18 protein-coding genes are annotated in these 20,558 nt (G+C 38.1%); 13 read left to right on the top strand and 5 right to left on the bottom strand.

Annotated elements, in window-relative coordinates:
• Positions 1-23 precede the first annotated feature (23 nt).
• A complete protein-coding gene (locus B4B65_RS13875; RefSeq protein WP_293916172.1) occupies positions 24-2,408 on the bottom strand; it encodes a TonB-dependent siderophore receptor in 2,385 nt (794 codons plus the stop codon).
• Between the two features lie 1,159 nt (positions 2,409-3,567).
• Here B4B65_RS13875 and B4B65_RS13880 point away from each other — a divergent pair.
• The 6 genes from B4B65_RS13880 to B4B65_RS13905 all read left to right on the top strand — a co-directional run bounded on the left by B4B65_RS13880 (position 3,568) and on the right by B4B65_RS13905 (position 8,046).
• Positions 3,568-4,245 carry a sensor histidine kinase gene (locus B4B65_RS13880; RefSeq protein WP_293916173.1) on the top strand — a complete coding sequence of 226 codons (678 nt, stop codon included), beginning with the start codon at positions 3,568-3,570 and terminating at the stop codon, positions 4,243-4,245.
• Between the two features lie 2 nt (positions 4,246-4,247).
• Positions 4,248-4,928, top strand: a complete 681-nt coding sequence (locus B4B65_RS13885; protein WP_293916174.1) for a LytR/AlgR family response regulator transcription factor — start codon at positions 4,248-4,250, stop codon at positions 4,926-4,928.
• A gap of 120 nt (positions 4,929-5,048) precedes the next feature.
• Entirely contained in the window at positions 5,049-5,777 is a 729-nt protein-coding gene (locus B4B65_RS13890) for an intradiol ring-cleavage dioxygenase (RefSeq protein WP_293916175.1), read from the top strand.
• Positions 5,778-5,782: 5 nt separating this feature from the next.
• A complete protein-coding gene (locus B4B65_RS13895) occupies positions 5,783-6,295 on the top strand; it encodes a hypothetical protein (RefSeq protein ID WP_293916176.1) in 513 nt (170 codons plus the stop codon).
• Complete coding sequence (locus B4B65_RS13900) at positions 6,288-6,935, top strand: hypothetical protein (RefSeq protein ID WP_293916177.1); 648 nt, start codon at positions 6,288-6,290, stop codon at positions 6,933-6,935. The genes B4B65_RS13895 and B4B65_RS13900 overlap by 8 nt, the downstream gene beginning before the upstream one ends.
• Before the next feature lie 241 nt (positions 6,936-7,176).
• The gene (locus B4B65_RS13905; RefSeq protein ID WP_293916178.1) at positions 7,177-8,046 is read left to right on the top strand and encodes a DMT family transporter; all 870 of its coding nucleotides are present in this window, start codon (positions 7,177-7,179) and stop codon (positions 8,044-8,046) included.
• A 216-nt stretch (positions 8,047-8,262) separates the two neighbouring features.
• On the opposite strand, the gene B4B65_RS13910 is transcribed toward B4B65_RS13905, so the two are convergent.
• The gene (locus B4B65_RS13910; protein WP_293916179.1) at positions 8,263-10,905 is read right to left on the bottom strand and encodes a TonB-dependent receptor; all 2,643 of its coding nucleotides are present in this window, start codon (positions 10,903-10,905) and stop codon (positions 8,263-8,265) included.
• The gene (locus B4B65_RS13915; RefSeq protein WP_293916180.1) at positions 10,905-11,750 is read right to left on the bottom strand and encodes a GLPGLI family protein; all 846 of its coding nucleotides are present in this window, start codon (positions 11,748-11,750) and stop codon (positions 10,905-10,907) included. Before B4B65_RS13915 ends, B4B65_RS13910 begins: the two co-directional genes overlap by 1 nt.
• Positions 11,751-11,928: 178 nt before the next feature.
• Here B4B65_RS13915 and B4B65_RS13920 point away from each other — a divergent pair, with 178 nt between their 5' ends.
• The 5 genes from B4B65_RS13920 (at position 11,929) to B4B65_RS13940 (ending at position 17,290) form a co-directional block, all read left to right on the top strand.
• Positions 11,929-13,410, top strand: coding sequence for a sensor histidine kinase (locus B4B65_RS13920; protein ID WP_293916181.1), 1,482 nt, complete (start codon positions 11,929-11,931; stop codon positions 13,408-13,410).
• A 1-nt stretch (position 13,411) separates the two neighbouring features.
• On the top strand, positions 13,412-14,104 hold the full coding sequence (locus tag B4B65_RS13925; protein WP_293916182.1) for a response regulator transcription factor: 693 nt from the start codon (positions 13,412-13,414) through the stop codon (positions 14,102-14,104).
• A gap of 116 nt (positions 14,105-14,220) precedes the next feature.
• Positions 14,221-15,627 carry a PLP-dependent aminotransferase family protein gene (locus B4B65_RS13930; protein ID WP_293916183.1) on the top strand — a complete coding sequence of 469 codons (1,407 nt, stop codon included), beginning with the start codon at positions 14,221-14,223 and terminating at the stop codon, positions 15,625-15,627.
• Positions 15,628-15,715: 88 nt separating this feature from the next.
• Positions 15,716-16,231: an N-acetyltransferase gene (locus tag B4B65_RS13935; RefSeq protein ID WP_293916184.1), complete on the top strand. Its 516-nt coding sequence runs from the start codon at positions 15,716-15,718 to the stop codon at positions 16,229-16,231.
• Between the two features lie 141 nt (positions 16,232-16,372).
• Complete coding sequence (locus tag B4B65_RS13940) at positions 16,373-17,290, top strand: hypothetical protein (RefSeq protein ID WP_293916185.1); 918 nt, start codon at positions 16,373-16,375, stop codon at positions 17,288-17,290.
• Positions 17,291-17,315: 25 nt separating this feature from the next.
• Here B4B65_RS13940 and B4B65_RS13945 read toward each other — a convergent pair whose 3' ends face one another.
• On the bottom strand, positions 17,316-18,137 hold the full coding sequence (locus tag B4B65_RS13945; RefSeq protein ID WP_293916186.1) for a hypothetical protein: 822 nt from the start codon (positions 18,135-18,137) through the stop codon (positions 17,316-17,318).
• Between the two features lie 216 nt (positions 18,138-18,353).
• On the opposite strand from B4B65_RS13945, the gene B4B65_RS13950 reads away from it, so the two are divergent.
• Positions 18,354-18,923 (top strand): hypothetical protein, encoded by a 570-nt coding sequence (locus B4B65_RS13950; protein WP_201679620.1) that lies wholly within the window; start codon positions 18,354-18,356, stop codon positions 18,921-18,923.
• Between the two features lie 117 nt (positions 18,924-19,040).
• Positions 19,041-19,559, top strand: coding sequence for a hypothetical protein (locus tag B4B65_RS13955; RefSeq protein ID WP_293916187.1), 519 nt, complete (start codon positions 19,041-19,043; stop codon positions 19,557-19,559).
• Between the two features lie 9 nt (positions 19,560-19,568).
• Here the strand turns inward: B4B65_RS13955 and metA are convergent, their stop codons facing one another.
• Positions 19,569-20,513, bottom strand: a complete 945-nt coding sequence (metA, locus tag B4B65_RS13960) for a homoserine O-acetyltransferase MetA (RefSeq protein ID WP_201679622.1) — start codon at positions 20,511-20,513, stop codon at positions 19,569-19,571.
• Positions 20,514-20,558: the final 45 nt, after the last annotated feature.

The raw sequence follows: 20,558 nt of genomic DNA on the forward strand, positions 1-20,558 counted from the left end.
GATTAGCGTATTAAAAAAACTTGTTAAAATTTGTAGCTCATGGTCAATCTGTAATTCCGGGGAGCATCTGCCTGCCAGGAATATACAGGAGTTGTAAAGTAATTCGTATAATAAGCTCCTCCGGCCAGAAGATATTTATCCAGCAGGTTATTTACATTGAGGCGTACGGAAAACGATTTGTGTCTATAACCCAGACCTCCGTCAAAGCGCAGGTAGTCTTCCAGATTATAGTCCGGATTATCATTCGAATAAAATCCTGTAGCACGATCGCTGTTGCTGGACATACCGGCATTCAAACTCAATCCTTTTAATTTTCCACTTATTAATTCATAGTCCAGCCATACATTTGCAATATGCTTGTCTGCTCCGTCAAGTCGCTGTCCTACAAAAAACTGATTTCCCACGCCTTCATTAAGTTTGGTAATCTCTCCGTCCGTATAGGCATAATTGGCAATTACATTCAGTCCTTTAGCAATTTCACCCTTAATATCCAGTTCAATTCCTTTAACTTTTTTCTGTCCGATTTCCATACTCATCTCCGGGCGCGGACCGTAAGAAGTGATTTCATGGTTTTTCACTATCTGATACACTGCAAGGGTAGTATTCCACTTCCCTCCAAACCAATCTCTTTTTATACCCAGCTCCATATTATTGCCGGTTATCGGTTTTACTTCAGAGCCGTCAAACAGTATTCCATTCTGTGGCAGGAAAGCCTGATCGTATAGCCCATATACAGAGGTAAGCTTGTCAATGGAATAGGATAATCCCAATCTTGGAGTTACTTTGGTACTTTTCACAGGTTTACCCCCCCAGTTTGCAACGGACATAGTTGTCAAACGACCTGCCAATGTAAGACGCAAGGCATCTTCAAAGAAACCAAGTTCGTCCTGTATATACACAGAGGAGTATTTCGTGGCCATAGCACCACCTCCCGTTGCCGAACGCTGACGCACCGGAAGACTTCTGTCGAAAGGTTTAAAACCAAAATCAGGGGTATAATCCGGATTTTGAGGATCAAATTCTCCACCGTTCAGAGAATCCAGTACCTGAGATTGATTCCAGTCTGCGTCATATTTTTTATCTCCCACGTCAAGACCAGCCAGTATACGATGCTGTATGCTACCGGTACGAACCTGTCCGTTCAGAAAAATCTGTCCCATAGCCATCTCACTCTGTGCATCCCAAATATCTGACTTACGGATCACTTTGCCATCCGCTGTGATATCTTTCGGCCAGCTGCTCGCTCCTATCTGATTGTAATTAAAATAGGCACCCTGTCCTGTCAGTTTCCAATCCTTAGCTAGTTGATGTTCTATAGTCAGGAAAGCACTATGTTCATCCACATTAAACGGTTCCAGTCCGGGCATCGAAAAAGTAAAATCACGAGGTAGAGACTTATAACCAAATGGAGACATGACATAAGCTGATCCCACATCGGTCATTTTAGCTTTTTGATAGGTATATTCAAAGGTCAGTTTGGTATCGTCATTCAGTTCATAAGATAATACAGGCGCGATCACAAACCGTTTGTTGTTTTCATTTGGTCTGAATGAAGACTTTCTATCCGCTGCCACATTCATTCTCATCAGCAATTTGCCATCTTTGCTCAACCTGCCATTCAGATCGAGAGTAGAGCGTAAGGCTTCAAAACTTCCTGCGGAGAATGTTACCTCTCCCTTATTTTCTGCTGTCGGTTTTTTTGTAACCACATTATATATCCCGGCTGGATCACCACTGGACATCATAAAGCCAGCAGGACCTTTCACAAATTCAATACGTTCGACTGTAGACATATCTTCCGATAGAGGACTCCAGAATGAACTCACTACATTCATTCCATTGCGAAAGGCCTGTATCTGTGATCCGCGCATATGAATATTGACATACATATCATTCCAGTGGCTCTGTCTGCTCACACCGCTGACATTGCGTATTGCACCGTCCGCCAGATTGAAAATCTGTTGTTTGGAAAGGACAGAAGAACTGATCACCTGCACACTTTGTGGTAGTTCCAGAAGAGGAGTCTGCACCCGAAGACTGGAAGAAGGTTGCTCCTCTACAAGTCCTTTCAGGCCTTCTACGAGTACTTCATCAAGTTGTCGCTTGGTATCTGCCAGTATAAAATCAACGACTTTGCTCTCTCCTTCTGATACTTCCGCTTCGATGGTTTTAGAAGTCAGACCAATATGTCGGGCTGTAATCTTGTAATTGCCAGGCTTCAGGTTATTGAATTCATAAATGCCCTGTTCCGAAACTTTGGCAGCTTTTCCTCCATTCAGCAGGACAACAACATTTTCAGCGATATGTCCGTCACTGGTTTTGACTGTACCTGTGATACGGGAAGTCTGGGCATAACTGAAACTCATTATAGAGCATAGTGCTAAAAAGATAGCAATTTTTGTTTTCATTAGTGATATTAAGTTAAGTATGATGTAGATAATGATATTTCATTATCATTATTTAGACCAAATATAAATAAAGAATCACTATTCACAAATATTTTTATAAATACTGTAAAAACCGCTTCTGCTATCTAAAAAACAGCATTTTTAAACTGAATTACAACGTGGCTGAGCATCCTAAAAACCACTTATTATGTGCACATTATTGCATATTCTGCCTACTGTTTATGAATTATTTTGAAAAAAAATAAAAATAAATTTGCACTTAGTGTTATAAATACACTATATTTGTATCATCATAATTTAGGTTTATAATTGGTTATAAAGGTTTTCACTCTCCCCGTTTGAAAACCTTTTTTTATTTCCCCTATTTTGGTTCTGAGGCTCAACTATACTACTTTATTTTAGAATAATCCATCAAAATATATAGATATCAGTAAATAAGATAATATCTTAGTTTTCAAAAAACAACGTATGCTTCCCGTTGATTATGAATTCATACTCTTGTACATAAGTTATCTGATTATATTTTTAACCGGCTTCTATTTTATTATGGTTAAAAAGAGTAAAAGCAAAAAGTTTATTAGCATTATCTTATCAATCAATTTGCTTTTCAACATTATCTTATTTAGTAATACATCAAATTTTCATCAGGGAGGATCGCTAGTTGTTCTTTTTTATTCTTCACTGATTTTAATATTTACAGTTTTGATTCTATTAATAGGCAAACTTATCCGGAGCATTAAAAACAAATAATTCCTATATTTATTTCTCTATGAGGCAAAAGAGGAATATCAACTTATATCTGCAGCTTATTGCCTGTATTTTATTCTTGTCGTTTCCATTATTGTTTATTGGCTATCAGGACAGTCATTTTTTTGAGCTGCTAGGCAGAAGCAGTTATTGGATTTTTTGTTTCAGTTTTATTGCACTTTATTATGTCAACACCTATATTCTCATACCGCGGCTTATCTTTCGCAAGAAATACGTGTATTACGGATGGAGTGTATCTGTCTTGTTAGTGTTTTTTTTAGTATTCCAGCCATTCGACAGGCTTATGCGGGATAATGATCATCCCCCGCTCCCTCCAATACCCACTGAACATCGAGACCGGCCTGTACCTCCACCACCCGTGAAAAGACAGCATCCCATTCGCATTGATATTATGACCTTATATATTTTTGTAATGGTACTGGCATTGGGTGCGGCCTATCGTGTAACCCGTCTTTGGAATGATACGGAACAACGTATTACAGAAATCGAACGCGAAAAAACAAAGGCAGAATTAGCCTTTCTCAAAGCGCAGGTACATCCCCATTTTTTGTTCAACACGCTGAATAACATATATGCTTTGGCGATCAGTCACCATCCTGCTACAGCTGAGAGCATCTATAAACTGGCCCAGATTATGCGTTATTTCACAGATGATTCTCAAAATCAGTTTGTCCTGTTACAGCAGGAAGCAGACTGTATAAGAGATTACACTGATTTGCAAAAAATGAGGTTAAGCATTTCTCATCCTATAAATATCGATTTGAAGCCTATAGCTTCAAATATTTATGTTGCGCCTCTTTTACTGATGTCTTTTGTAGAAAATGTTTTCAAATATGGCATCAGTAAAGTCAATGATTCACCTATTTATATCCGATTATATACAGAAGCAAATACGTTGTATTTTGAGACAAAAAACAGAATACATGCTCAGTCTGTACCTACGGTTTCGACCGGTATCGGAATCGCAAATACAAGAAGGAGGCTTGAGCAAATATACCCTGAAAGACACACCCTGACAATTGAGGAGCAAAACGGATGGTTTAACGTCACATTAAGTATTATAACCTGATCATGCCTATTAACTGTATTATACTGGACGACGAACCGCTGGCATTGCAACTCCTTCAACATTACATTGCACAATTGCCGGAGCTACATCTGTTAAAAGCATTCGATAATCCATATGAAGCACGGGCATATCTTGAGGTACAACCTGTTGATCTGGTATTGCTGGACATCGATATGCCAGATCTGGATGGCATTTCTTTTATTAAGAGCTTAACGCATACCCCTCAGTTTATATTTACTACAGCACATCAGAAGTACGCTTTTGACGGTTTTGAATTAGAGGCTACAGACTTTCTGCTTAAGCCTTTTGATATTGACCGTTTTAATAAGGCAATAACAAAAGTTATCAAACGGCAACCTCAGTCGGATACATCCATTTCATCTATCACGGTCTACAGTGAATACAGACTTCAAAAAATTGATATAGATACAATCGTTTATCTGGAAGCTATGCAGGACTATGTCAAGATTCACCTGACCACTAAAAGTTTTATCCTGACTTTAAGCACACTGAAAGGTATACTTTCAAAACTTCCACCTTTGCATTTTATTCAGGTGCATCGCAGTTATGTCATCTCACTATCGCAGGTAATTTCTGTAAGTCAGGGAAAAGTTCAGCTATCTACCGCAGAAGTACCTGTGAGCAAACGTCATATAACATTACTGAAATCTTTCCTGCAATAATCATCGACACATTTGTATCGTTGATCGTCACTTAACGTTTTTTAACCATAAGACTTGCTATTATTGATCAAGCTCTTCACGATGAGCGTCATAATTTGATCACTTAAAAATAGCAATGTTATGGAACGCAAAAATTTCATCAGATCACTTTCTCTTCTGGCAGCATCCTCTCCGCTGCTGGTCAATGGCTGTAAAAAAGATTCATCTTTAACAGAGGAAACAAATACAGGTACAAGCGATGTCCCAGTCAGTACTTCCTGTAAAGTAACCCCTCAGGAGACTGAAGGTCCGTTTCCGACTAAAAGTCCTGCCTCTTATATACGCAGTGACATACGCAAAGGAGACGGACTCGGAGTAGACATGCAGACTAATATCAGTATTGTCAACACCAACAATAGTTGTAATCCTCTTTCAGATGCTATTGTTGATATCTGGCACTGCGATGTAAAAGGAGATTATTCCGAATACGGCGGTACCCAGATGCAGTCTGCCAACTATCAGAATCAACATTGGTTTCGGGGACGCCAGATCACGGATGTCAATGGTCTTGTGACTTTTCAGACTATCTTTCCGGGCTGGTATCAGGGAAGAGCAACTCATATTCATGTACATGTGTACAACAGTAGTGGCAAATCATTATTGGTTACGCAGATTGCTTTTCAGGATAGTCTCTCCGTGTCCGTCAACACCAATGGAAATAGCTATGGATATACTAAGGGCATAAGCGGATATACCTATAATGCGAAGGATAATGTTTTCAGCGATGGGGTAGATCAGGAAATGTCTACTGTTACCGGAACCCTGTCTGAAGGAATGCAGCTGGCTATTACGATAAGGGTAAGTGCATAATAAAAATGGGAAAAATCAGAAAAATACAGTTTTCATATCGCAAGATTATAGATTCTCAACATACCGGAGTCTGGGAAAAGATGGTACTGGAGAGTGCATTTATGGAATACAGGCTGCAGTTTCAGAATTACGACAGATCGGGATTGTATACCACCTATTCCGATCTGCTTCTCCAATACCCTGACGCTAAGAGATTACCCTATCTTGTCAGTGGTGCAATTATAGGATATTTGTCTCAGCTGAAAGAAATAATACCTGATATCATCGATAATCAGGGTGTACGTATGCTACATTTTGAACGTTTCCATCTCGAAATTCTTCAGGCTGATATGCAACATTTTCATTCTTTTAAGATTGCCATAACCTTTTTCTCCGAAACATTTCAATGGCACGATAGTATTGCAGATATGATGCTTATCAGTTCGGACCAACAGACTTCACCGGTATATCACACACACTTAATACGGATACAACCCTATCTCACTATTACACACCTTCATCTGGCGGATCATGATTAATAATATCAGTTTACATATTGCAGACAGCAGAGAACAATATGAGAATCCGGAAATCCGTATATTGAGCAGGTCGGATCCTCATATATGGAAAGACTGCTCTTTAGCGGCCGGAATACATTACAACACGAGGTTACAGAAAAATCATTATCATCTATTTATCCCCATATACGGGGATCTGCAGATTTACAGCGATAATCAGATCATTCAGATCAATATTGGTCAGGTCTTGCTCCTTTCAACAGATCATACCACAAAATTAGATCTAATGAATGTAGAAGCACAGGAAAAAACAAATTTTATACACCTGATCATTCCAAAAGAGGATAAAACTGAAGCAATAGCTCCATGGCAGGAAATATATACAATTCAACTTTCGGATACGCCGAATTCGTGGTTAAAAGCAGAATTCACGCAGCCCATACCTTTTGCGATTTCTCTTGGGGCTTTTTATAGCGGTCAAACGTTTAATTATGATGTTAACGTCTTCTTTAGCAACCACTTGATTTCAGTTATCGATGGTGCTTTAGAAATAGAAGAACGGATCGTATACGATGGAGACATGCTACACATCCGGGAACTTCTACAATTGGAAATAGAATCGCTAACTCCCTATACCGTGGGCATTATGCTGGAATGGTGACAAACACGAAACTTCTGTAAGCATGAATAATTGGTATTTTCACTGTTATTCATTAGTTTTGAGAAAAGCATACATATGAACAGAAAGAGTAGTCTTCCTCCTCCTACCCCTTAATATTTAACAGATACGTAGATTATACAGATTGTGGATCGGCTGATTGGCATATATGTTTATAATCTGATTTTAGTTATTTATTAATTTTTATACCCCTGTTCTTCTGGGACAGGAAGACAATTCTTTTATGAAAAAATCATATCTGGTATTACATTTTGCGGTAATACTTGCAGGTTTTACCGGCATATTCGGAAAACTTATAGCTGTCAATGAAGGCCTTCTGGTCTGGTACAGAGTTTTATTCTCCGCTATTATCCTTTGGATGATCTTATCTCTATTCAAGGTTTCCAGGCATATCACTACTAAAGAAAAATTTGATATTGCCAAAATCGGAATGTTCATTACAATGCATTGGGTGTTTTTTTATGCCAGCATCAAATACTCCAACATTTCGGTAGGCGTAGTTTGTTATTGTTTAACCAGCTTTTTCACTGCCGTATTTGACCCGCTAATCAACCGTCGTAAATTCAATGTCAATGAATTACTCTTAAGTGTACTGACATTAGCAGGAATAGCTTTAATCTTTCATTTCGATTCATCTTACCAGTTAGGAATAGTCCTGGGAATTATTTCGTCTGCTTTTGCAGCTCTGTATACATTATTCAATGAGCGTATTGTAAAAAAGTATGACAGCAGGCTCATCAATTACTACCAAATGATTGGAGGAACTATAGGATTAGGAATATTGATGCCTTTATATCTGTATATTTTTCCCGTAGAAACTGTCCTTCCTGATTGGAGAGATATCGGATATCTCCTGTTACTGGCGTCCTTCTGTACCGTTGGTCTTTATATCTTATTTGCAGAATCGCTTAAAAAAATACCTGCCTTTACTGTAAATTTAAGTTTCAATCTCGAACCTGTTTACGCGATTATACTGGCCTTTCTGTTTTTTGATGAAAGTAAGGAATTAAACCTGTTCTTTTACATCGGATTATTGTTGGTAATGACTTCTGTAGTCTTGCAAACCATCGTATCCTTAAAAAAATCCAACTAAAATGATCTCTGACGAATCGTGTTTACTCTGAAAAAGGTGAATTTGCGGTTCGTCAGTTTATCCACTTCCAAAACCCTCACATCCATACCATGCACAAGCAGCGTAATATTTAGTATAAAAATGTAAGGATTCCCCAATACTGCTATATACGGGTTATCCCTCCTTCCCGGGAATAGCAGTGTTATCGGGGAATTTGTATTCCTCACATATAAGGGATCAAAAAAGATAGCTCATTCTGAATAAAGAGAGTCTCCCGTTGAGCGGATATCTTGAAATGCTTTCCTGCACAGCACTGATGGAATAAGACTCATACATTTTGATATTGCTCAGGTTGCGCATCTCCAGCTCAAATTCCATTTTCCATTTCGGAACTTTATACCGGATATTCATATCTAGAAAAGTATTTTGAATGCTTTTCAGATTGGTCTGTTCCAATTTTCTATGCGCCACACTTCCTTTGACAAAAAAATTGAAGAAAGGCACATACGTCATGCTCAGATTATTCACCCATAACTGGTTTTTTGAGTCAAACGCTGATGCTGCAGCCAATTCTTCATCGACTGTATTTTTGGACATTGTCCATACACTTTTATAGCTTAGTGTTACCCCCTGAATACCTTTAAATTCAACGGTTGGCTCCACAATCAGTTCTGCATTCTGGTAGGGTAGCAACTGTGCATTCAGCAGCTGATTGTAATGTGTAATGTTATACGCTGATTTGAACGATGTAGAAGTCTTCAGTTCGGAAAAGTACTTGCTAATACCTACATTGGAGTTCAGCGTATTCATCTTATTTTTAAGCGGAATAAAAACAGACTGGATTCCTGAAGGTGTCAGATTCCGGGAAACAATATTATTGGCATTCATCTGCGAATAAGAAACAGAGGCATTCATATAGAGCATTTCCAAAGGACGCTGAAAACTGTAATCTATTGTCATATTCTGCTGTTTACGTACATCAAAACGTGCATCATTGGCAATCAGGTCTCTGAAATTGACCAAGATTTTCCCTTTGTATATGTTATCTATTGCCCCCGTTACATTCCGAAGTGAATAGGAAAGGTTAATGTAATCTTTATTATATATGTATTGTTTAAAAGAAGCTATAGGATTAAAGAAAATACGGTTTTCCACATCGCGAAAATCAAAATTAGGATCCGCCAGATTCCACCTTCCGTATTGAACCGGTAATCTCACCTGAAATTCTGATTTTTTGATTTTTGCATTCCATGTTCCTGATAATTCAACAACATTCTCTTTCCATCTGAACGTATTGTCAACAAATCCGGTGACGGGTCTGATCTGTTCATCCAGATCTGCCAGTCGCAGATCGGATTCCAGCCGTATATCTTTATATTGATAATCTACTTTATACTCCTGATTTATAAAGCGTCCGGGTACTGTATAACTTGCTCCTGTATGGAATGACAACTCTGGCGTATTTACCTGTTGCCGCACTTCTTTATAAGGATTATCTGCATTCAGAATATCAGTCATAATGCCAGGAGAAACACTAAGGTTTTCCTTATGACGGCCTGCAAAAACATTACTGTAAACAGTCAGTACATGTTTATTCCGGAGCTTTGGCATATATTCCAGACTATTACTGAACCGGTAGGACTGATCCCGGTCCTGCTGAAAAAAGTCGTTGTTATTATTTGTTATAAAAGAGTTATCTCTTAAACTTCCGGCTTTGAATGCCAGATAATCTTTGAAAAAGTAATTATCCGTGTTTGACTCCAGCCCCAGGCTGATATGCCCGTACATGGATCTGGACTTTGTTTCTATACGATCATCGTAACTGATCAGCTGATCGTCAATTCTGTAATTCTGTAGAATACTGCTCTGTCTGTTGACACGATCTCCCCAAAGATTGACATTATTCTTCAGTTGCCAGTTTTTGTTTAGATTATATAAGTTATTCAGATTGACGGCCAACGAGTGATTTTTATTATATCTGTTAAGGGGTATAGCAGGACTGCCGGCAGAAGTTGCCGAGGTCAGATCAAAAGAATGTGTTGCAGTCACTTCCTTTGCCATATCATCACCAACAGTATTTCCCTGCAAGTTGTTCAACGTTTTAAATTTTTTATTGAAGGTCATTGCATTATTATCTGTTTCCACGCCATATGGTAAGCCGGCTCCCAACCTCACCTGTCCTGACCATTTCAGTTTTGCATCCTCTTTTACTTTCAGGTTGATAGCCACCTCGTCAGATTTTGACAAACCCTGTTTAACTTTTCGATGTTCGTGTCCCTGGATGACTTCCAGATCTTCAATCATTTGTGGTTTTATGGTACGTGTACCTATTCCATAGCCTTCATTCAAAAGATCATCTCCATCAATATACATATTCGATACTGTCCTGCCATTGTATTTGATAACTCCGGCATCATCCACCTCCATACCGGGCATCCTGCGGATAGCATCACCTATATTCCTGTCTTCTGCTGAAGTAAAAGAGCCCATTTTATAAGTTGTTGTATCTCCGTTTTGTCGGATACGAGGCTTGCTTTTCACCTGTACTTCATCCAGAGAAATTGGTTTGTCTATCATCTTTACAGCATAAACTGCAGAAGGAGATGACAACTCGACCCGCTGTGTAACGTAGGCAATATGTTTGAATTCAAGGAACAAACTGTCCCTGTTCAGTTCTTTAGCGATCTCTATTTTAAAATGACCTTTACTGTCAGCCCTCAGTGACTTAATGACTTTTTGATTAGTATCCATCAAAGAGACCGTTACATAAGGAATCATCGCATCTGTACTGTTCCGGACACTTCCCTCCGCATATTGTTGAGAATAGACCTTCTGGTTCAATACCAGAAGGCTTATGATGATCAGAATAATGCTTCTCATTATTTATTGATTTCAGCAGGATTATTGAGTTCGAAAGATTTTTCTTTAGCTTGTTTCTTTTTATGCTGCTGAATTAGCATTTCGGCTTCTTCTTTTGATATCTCCTTGCCGTCCTCTCCCGTGAATGTTATATTACTTCCTGCAGGTACTGAGGCGAGCATAGATGTCAGCATATCTGCTTCCATTGCTTTTTTTGCTTTGGCAACCTTTTCAGCAGTAGTTTCCTGCATTTCATATAATTTGGCAAATTCAAAATTCTCAGACATTTTATTAAAACCGGAATAAGCAAATATGACTTCATTTTTCACATCTTTAGCCTCCAGAATAAGTCCCGGAAGGCCGTCCAGTTTCCATGGTCCATAAGCGTAAGGCAATTCCGGAGTATACCAGACTTCATAGGTACGTCCCCCAAATGTGCCTACAGCTTTGATACACTTATATCCGCCTATCTCCTTTTCTTCATCTTTAATATCCCAGTCAATCGATTTCTTTTCCATTTTAATTCTGAAAAGGTTGCCGGCAAATTCCATTTTAAAATATTCCTGCGAAGACTTGTTGTACAGATAACTGTCTACCACATCTGAAGGAATATTGTCATAAGAGAATGACATTTGATTGGGTGAAAAACTCTCCGGTTGCATTTTGGAATAGTAAGAATAGTTGGGAGACACATAAACATACATATCTTGTTTGATAGGACTGTCTTTTCGTGTCGAATCCGCTACATGCGACACCGCATATCTGACATAAGCATCCATATATTCCTGTGCTGAAACCTTAGTAGTAACTGCAATTAAGAAAATAAAGCTCATGCAGATACTTTGTTTAATTAAATTCGTTTTCATATAAAATATATTTATTTTGTACTCACAAAAATGAATCTTCAGTTGCGGATATGCTGATTATTATTTGTTAATTAGCGTTAACAGTTAACAGATTTGTTAACAAGTGTTAACGACTGTGAAACGGTGTTAAAAAAAGTGGGTAAATCCTTGTTTTACTCAATATGAAAAACAAAAACCGATGGAAAATAGAAAATTTAAAGTCATTATTTATCTGCTTGCCATAAGCACTATAGCCATGCTGATACTTCAGACTTACTGGCTATATAGTGACTTTAAATTGAACAGAGAAAAGAATCAGGCTAATATACGACGTGTGTTAAGTGAAAGTCTCGACCAGTACAGTTTATTAAGAATGAATAAACTGTATAAAATAGAGAAAAAAGACAGTTTAGCTGCCAGACAGTTAGCCAAAACAATTCAGAGTCTGACACAGATTTATTCGGAAGATTCCATTTCAACCAAAGAAGGAAAAAATGTAGTGACTTTTAATATAAACACCACTATTGATACGGTAAAAAAATCTGATACGGTAAAAAATATTGGTTCAGTAAAAGACTCCTCTTCAAATACGCTTACTGAATCTTCTAAAGTTTCGGTTTATAAACCAGAAATTCCGCAAAAGCATCAGCTGGTCGATGCCGAAAAATCAATCAGTCAGGTTATACAAAAACACTTTGAGGCTAACCAGATAACAAACGGATATGAAATATCTCTGAAGTCTGTACAACAGCCCCGGATCTGGTACACAAAAGATACACTTCAGTTTCAAAAATATAATTTTATCGCTGTACAGAATAAAGCTATCGATCTTAATTTTCTTGTTACTATACATGTGGAAGACGATATGATAGGCCCTTTGAAGAGCATTTTCTGGACGTTTATAATATCCCTGCTTATTGTCCTGTTCCTTGTGTATGGTCTGATCTATCTTATCAAACAGTTGAGAGAGGAAAAAAGAATCTCCGAGATTAAGAATGATTTTATCTCTAATATGACGCACGAGTTCAAGACACCCATCTCTACCGTTTCGTTAGCCATTCAGTCTATACGGTATTTTGGAATAAAAGATGATCCTGAAAAACTGGATGAATATCTCGGTATCTGTCTTGATGAACTGCACCGTACTTCTTCTATGATAGAACGGGTACTGAAATTATCACATGAAAAGCCTTTTGTCATCAAATTCGAGGAGTTTTCCCTGAGCGAATTGCTGACAACCTTCTATACCCAGAGTAAACCCTTGCTGGCTGAAGTTAACGGAGTACTGGACATTCAGAATGACAGCCAGGTAGACCTGATAACTGCAGATAAAGTACACTTTGGCAATCTGCTGTTTAATTTACTTGACAACAGTATCAAATACAGAAAAAACGAAGAGCATCCCTATATTTTAATACGTTTTTACAACGACGATAAAAATCTTCATATGATCTTCCGGGACAACGGAATAGGTATCTCGAAGGTATATCTCAATAAAATATTTGATAATTTTTTCAGAGTTCCTACTGGCAATGTGCACAATGCGCAGGGTTTTGGTCTGGGGCTAAGCTATGTTCAAAAAATAATCCATCTGCACAATGGATCTATTAAAGTAAACAGTGAAGTATCAAAAGGTACTACTTTCACCATTGAGATCCCTTTAATCCCTAATGATAATTAACATGCAACACATCCATATCCTTTTAGCCGAAGATGAAGTCTTAATGGGAAAAATTATTAAGGAAGCTCTGGAAAGCAGAGGTTTTACAGTTACATGGGTCACAGACGGACTCAAAGCTTTTTCTTCATTTCGGGCACAACGTCCTGATATCTGTATTTTTGATGTCATGATGCCCGTACAGGACGGATTTACAGTAGCAAAGGAAATACGCAAAGTAGATAATGATATTCCGATCCTGTTTCTTACAGCCAAATCTTCAACCGCAGATATTGTGGAAGGTTTTGAACTTGGAGCAAATGATTATCTCAAAAAACCTTTCAGTATGGAAGAGCTGATTGTCCGTATCAAATCTCAGTTAAAAAGGTCTGCTCCGATAAAAGAGACTTCAACCAGCCCAGAAATCGCTATCGGTAAGTACAAACTAAATTTCGAGAATTTGTCTCTCCAGTATGGCCCCCTGAAACAGGACCTCACATTTAAAGAGGCTATGTTACTAAAGATGCTGGTTGATAATAAAAATGGTGTTCTGGACAGAAGTATAGCTTTAAAATACATATGGGGAGATGAGAGCTATCTGCTCTCCCGGAGTATGGACGTATTTATAACTAAATTAAGAAGGATGTTAAGCAAAGATGAGGACATCAAAATTGTAAATATCAGAGGAATAGGATTCAAGCTGATTATTAATGAATAGGATTACTACAACTGTATCAAAAAATTATGTCTGAACTATATAGGAAATTGTGTTTTTAATTTCACAAATTTGCCGGTACAGTCAATCCATATTTATAAAACAACCGGTACAGTTATATGAAATCCTTTAAATATGAAGTCTTCACCTCTTTTATAGAAAAGAATATCAATGAGGGTATATATCTCCCCGGTCATAAACTTCCTTCGGTTCGTGAAGTAAAAGATAGATATCAGATCAGCATAACTACGGTACAGAGCGGATATGAATATCTTATTATCCGAGGCCTAGTCGAAAGTATTCCCAAATCCGGCTATTTTGTACGTGTTGCCACCGAAAAAGAACAAGAAAAGATTTCCTCCCGCCGAAAACCCGTAGTAAGAGATGCTCTGTTCAAAAATAATCTCCTCCTTACAACCTCTCTCCGCTCCGGCCGTCAACTTTCTGAGTTTAATGTCGCAGCACCGGGAGACTTATTAGTACCTCAAAAGCTATTACTCCGCACGATGCAACAGGTTATCCGGGAAGAAGGAGCCGGCTTATTACGGTATTATCCCGCAAATGGGTCTTTTGATCTCCGTAATACGATATCAAGATATGCCGCCGGGTATCAGACTGTCCATTCTCCGGAAGAATTGCTGATTACAGACGGAGCATTGCAGTCTTTGTATATCGCATTATCTTCAGTATGCACTGCAGGTGATATTATTGCAGTAGAAAGCCCCTGTGTCTTTTCGGTACTGGAAATTATCCGGGTACTCCACCTGAAAGTAATAGAAATACCGGCAGATAATCAAAGTGGATTCGATGTAGACTTTTTTCGAAAAGCATGTGAGAAAAATACCATAAAAGCAGTGTTGGTTACACCCAATTTTCATAATCCGACCGGTGTATTATTATCGGATGAAAAAAAGAAAGCTCTGCTCCGTATTATACAATATGAAGGAATCGCCTTAATAGAGAACGACATTTACGGAGATCTGAGCTTCACGAATAAAAGGCCGCTTCCTGTTAAAGCATTTGATGAAAGCGGACTTGTGATGACGTATTCCTCATATTCCAAAACGTTGGCTCCGGGTATCAGACTTGGCTGGTTATCTGCCGGACGATTTATGGAACGTGCTGAACAGATCAGATTTTCACTGGGTAGCAGTGTATCTCCGGTCTATCAGGAAACCGTAAACCGCTTGTTGAAAACAAACAGTTATGACCGCCACCTGCGCAACTTTCGTATGCAACTGGCAAAAAATGCGCATTTCACAGTCCGGCTTCTAACAGAGAGTTTTCCGAAGGACATTACGCTGCTCAGCCCTTCAGGAGGCTACAATATATGGGTCAGAATGCCTGAACGGATTAATATGGAGAGCTTTTACCAACAATGTAATAAGATTGGGGTACGATTCACTCCGGGATATACTTTTTCATTTTCAGGAATATTTTCTAATTACTTCAGACTAGTTTTTTCAGATCACTATACCGCTCAACGAATAGAAGCGATCAGACTATCCGGCCAGTTGGCCGGATAGTATCTGTACCGTTCATTCCTTACAGTTCTGTACCGCTCAGCTACTGAGTTGAAACGTAATTTTGTGCTATTAACAAATTAAGAATGGTATGAAAATAATTACAAAATTCGTAATTGCGACAGAACAGGATATTGAAAGACTTTCGCTGCTGGCTAAAGATATTTCTACTGAAAAATTCTCATCGGTTGTAGAAGAACAACAACTGAGGACTTATTTAACGGCTAATTTTGATGAAAAACATCTGTTAAAAGAGGTTAATAGCTTATCCAATCAATGGCTGATGGTCAACGTAGATGATAGGCCGGCAGGATTTACCCGAATTACCTCTAAAGGTATAAGGCCCGATACATATTCCAATAATCGTATGATCAGAATCGCAGATTTTGGTATTTTGAAAGCTTATGAAAATACAACTGCAAAGGATTCGTTACTGGAAAAATGTCTGGCACTTTGCCGGTCTTACGACAGCATCTGGATTACGGAATATGTAGAAGATTCTTTAAAAGAATATTTTAAAAAGAATGCCTTTACTATATTACAGAACAGCGGTGAGCACGAAGGTCTGCCCCTACCCTCTGTGAGTATGTTAAGGGAACAACTTTAGGCCATCCATATTGCACTAATATCTTTTACTTTATCTTACTATTGTATTAACAGTTTGTTTTTAAAGTACTGACTTTGTATATTGTAGCTTAAACCAATGCTCAGTCGGTTCTTAAGTTTATACAGTTTGAAGATCACATCTATGAAAAGAATATTTTTTGCAATGCTTTATACCTTGGTTGCCTGTCAGGGGACTTCCAATTCTTCCGCTCCTTCTGAAAAACCACAACCGGAGATCTTATCCCGGAAGGCAATGTTTGATGTCAATCAGCTCACCTTTAATGAAAACCCTGTAAAATTGATTGCTTCTGTACTGGACTCTGTGGATGAGAATACAGGAGCAATAAAACAGAAAGCTGACTATGAATGGAAGGTAAATATGACAGAGAGCAATCTGGTATATGAGAGTGTTCCGGGCAAAAGATATTATTATAAAAGTTTAAAAACGGATAGTATTGCACACTATGACGGACTTGTATTCGATCAGGTAGAACTGGAAACAGATGAAAACGATAAATTGATCTCTTTTGTAGGCTATAGTGAGATCGAAACAAAAAAAGAACTGGATTCTCTGATCTTTCATCTTTATGATAAATTGGGATCATATGAAGAATTGAATTATTATAAATATGATGCATCTCCACCCGAAAAGGTCAATTATCTTTCCTACAATGAGGTAAAGAAATACAGTAAACATTATGTTGATACCATAAAGGAAATACGTGCTGATATATACGATTATGATACTCAAAATACCAGCTTCGATCTATGGAAGTTTGATGACAGAATTATTCAGTTAAAGATTGAGCCCTCTTCAGAAGCCGGCTTTGACACAGAAAAAGGAGCTTATCACAGGGACTATTTCAGCATTCAGTTTCTGGTACTTAAACGCTCTGAATATGACCAGATCGAAGCGCAGCAATTGGAACGTTTAAAACAGGAAAAGAAATATGTGTGGGTTCTTAAACCTTACATCCTGTCTACGATGTCTTACCGTGAAGGAGACGGTCGTTATTTAACGATCATGTCAGACTTACTGGAAAATATCCGAAAAAAGTAACATTTAAAACTGCTGTGCTATATTTTTATACAGATCTTTTCTTTTGAATATTAAAAAAGATTAAAATGCCTATAGTCATAACAGCAGCCACAGCCATCAGAATCCATGTTAACGGTGTGTCTCTTCCATTGTCTGCAAAAAAATAAATAGCCATACCACTCAGTACCATAGGCACAACTAACAATAGTTTAAGCAGATATAACTGATTTTGTGATTTGTATGCTTCTTCCATAGCAGGTTGCAGCACAAGATGCTCAAAATGCTGCTCCACAAATTCCCGGATTTTAAGCAGATCATCTTTATCCAGCTCGCGGGGTAATATCAGCTCGTCATTAATATTGATCCGGATATCATTATCTCCGAAGACAATACCTTTAATATGCTGCGTATCAAAAGATCTGTAAAATGAAAAAGGATTAAGCGCATACGATTTATAGTCATTGTCTTTTGTGGCTAAACACTTGAGTTGCCTTCTGTCTATGTAAAATACTTCTGATGAAGATTCAGCCGCCGGAAAAAAATAAGCGGATCCTGATAGTAAGACAACAGGTGTCACTAAGGTCGTCAACAGATAGGATGGAAAATCTATATGAAGAATATAAGACAGCAAAATCATTGCTGCAAACAAAAGTATTACAGCAAGATAGACATTCATGCGTATATGCATTTTACTTTTCAGCAACCATACTAAACCCACCGTTCCGAATGCAAACAGCGCAGATTTAACATTCAGAACGAGTGCTAATATCAGTAAAAGACTCAGCAGTACCGCAAACAGCAGCTGTACTCCTTTTGCTTTTTTTACTAAATGCTGCTTTTCTATTCTTAAGACTATTTTTGAAGACATAATTGCATAACGCCTGAAATGTGTTCTAAAATTAGGGATAATATACTAACCTTTACTATATGGATGTATATCCGGGTATACTGACCCAGGATCCGTGTCGTGCGCTGCAACATTCGTAAATAAAGTATTTCGCTAAAGGTGCTGGTCTTTTGTTTTCAAATGGAATTATTATGATATTGTAGATAGTAAACTTATTATCAAAGTCACAACACTCTTATGGGAAAGATTTTTGACCTTATTGCGGATTCTGCTCTCGAAAAATTAGACAGCTACTACGATGAATGCCACGTCTGTAATAGAACAGATATTGATCTGTACCCCTATCAGGGCAAACTGCATCTGGAAAACGGCGAAGTGGATGATGATATATATGCAGCCTGCTCTTCCTGTATCCTAAAAGGTAATCTTACGCATTCCTGTGATTTTGCATATTTCGAAATCATAGATCAGTATCTGCGTCAAAAAGATTTGAACGATGCAGCATATATACATAACAAAAATATACTTACAGAAAAATACCAGAAGACACCTGATATTCCGATATTTATGCAATATGATGACAGGCCATTATGCTGCAATGATATAACTGAATTTACAGGATATCCAAAAGATGCGGATGAATGTTATGATCTGACGGAAAAAGCCACTTATTGGGAAAAACAAGTCTGTGAGAAAAGCGAATTTTATAATTTCCGGAAATACGGTGCACCGGAAAGTAAAAGAGATATCGCTTTCTTTTGTTGTAAACACTGTGAAACCTTGTATTTCACATTTCAATTTACTTAAATAATAATTCGAATATAAACCGGGTTTCTTCAAATATACATCCGAAGATATTCTATCACATTATAACCGTACATTGAAGTCTTATTTTATTAAATATCGGATTAAAATCATATGTATTTGAGTAGACAAGCAATTCTGTTATTCAGTATTTTTATTTGTATGAAACAGGCTCCGGCTCAAGATCTTAAAGGGGAAACATTGGAAAATCAACAATGGTGCCTGGTAAGCAACTCCCGTTCATCAGGTATAGGAGCCGGTACGATCTGGACATTTCTGCCGGACCATCGCTTTGAAGCTAAAGACTGGTATTCTGGTGGTGCATACTGGACAAATGTGTTTACCGGCACATATCATTATGATCCGAAGACGACTACGGTATATCTGACATATAAAGAGACGAAGCAAAAAATCAAAATGCCAAAATCATGCATCAGACTTATACCTAATGAGCATGACACGACCACTTTCCGGCCTGTACTCTATGATCAATGGAAAAAAGTAAGGGGTGGATACAAGCCTGTAGGAGAGCCAATCTATATCAAAAACAGTTCCTCCGCCGAACAATCGGCCTTATTTCCTGCTTTTCAATATGATTTTGAGATTAAACTAATAGACAATAATGAAAAGCTAAACTAATTTGCCGGATTAGCTATTGACTTTAATGTCTCCCAGATGCTCTACATCTTTGAGATCATATGGAGTCTCCTGATACACAAAATAGTTAAGCCAGTTGTTAAACAACAGATTTGCGTGACTTGTCCATCTCACCAGTGGCGGATTTGCCGGGTTATTATCCGTATAATAGTTTTGAGGGACTTCTATCGGCAATCCTTTTTCCACATCCCGCACATACTCTTCGTGCAATGTAAGCGGAGCATATTCAGAGTGACCGGTCAGATAAAACTCGCGCCCTCCTCTCGAGGAAGCGATTGCAATTCCGGCACCTGCCGATTCAGATAAGATTGATACTTCTTCTTTATCTTCCAGATCGTTCTTCAGGATCGTGGTGTGTCTGCTGTGCGGAATAAAAAATTCATCATCAAATCCTCTGAATAAAGGATGTGTTTTTTCAGTGGCCGTATGTTTGAAAACGCCAAATAATTTGTCATCAAGCGGTACTTTCTCTACGCCATAAAAATGGTATAAAGCTGCCTGAGAAGCCCAACAGATGTATAAGGAGGAAGTAACATGCTTTCTAGCCCAATCGAAGATCATTGTAACTTCTTCCCAATAATTAACATCTTCAAATTTCATCATTTCTACAGGAGCACCGGTGATGATCATTCCGTCATAAAAATTTTCCTTTATCTCTCCGAAACCCTTATAGAACAATTCCAGATGTTCTTCCGGTGTATTTTTTGATGTATGGGAGTCCAGTCTGAGAAATTCGACCTCTACCTGCAGCGGATTATTAGAAAGCAACCTGACAAAATCTGTTTCTGTAGAAATCTTTAAAGGCATCAGATTCAGAATAAGTACACGCATAGGACGAATATCCTGTGTATTGGCCCGAAGGTCACTCATTACAAATATGTTTTCCTTTTTCAGAAGCTCTATAGCTGGCAAATTATTGGGTATTTTAACAGGCATATTCTCTTTCCTTATAATGCTTTATTCCACACAAAAATATAAAGA

The sequence above is a fragment of the Sphingobacterium sp. UBA5789 genome (assembly GCF_002418355.1).
Lineage (GTDB): Bacteria > Bacteroidota > Bacteroidia > Sphingobacteriales > Sphingobacteriaceae > Sphingobacterium.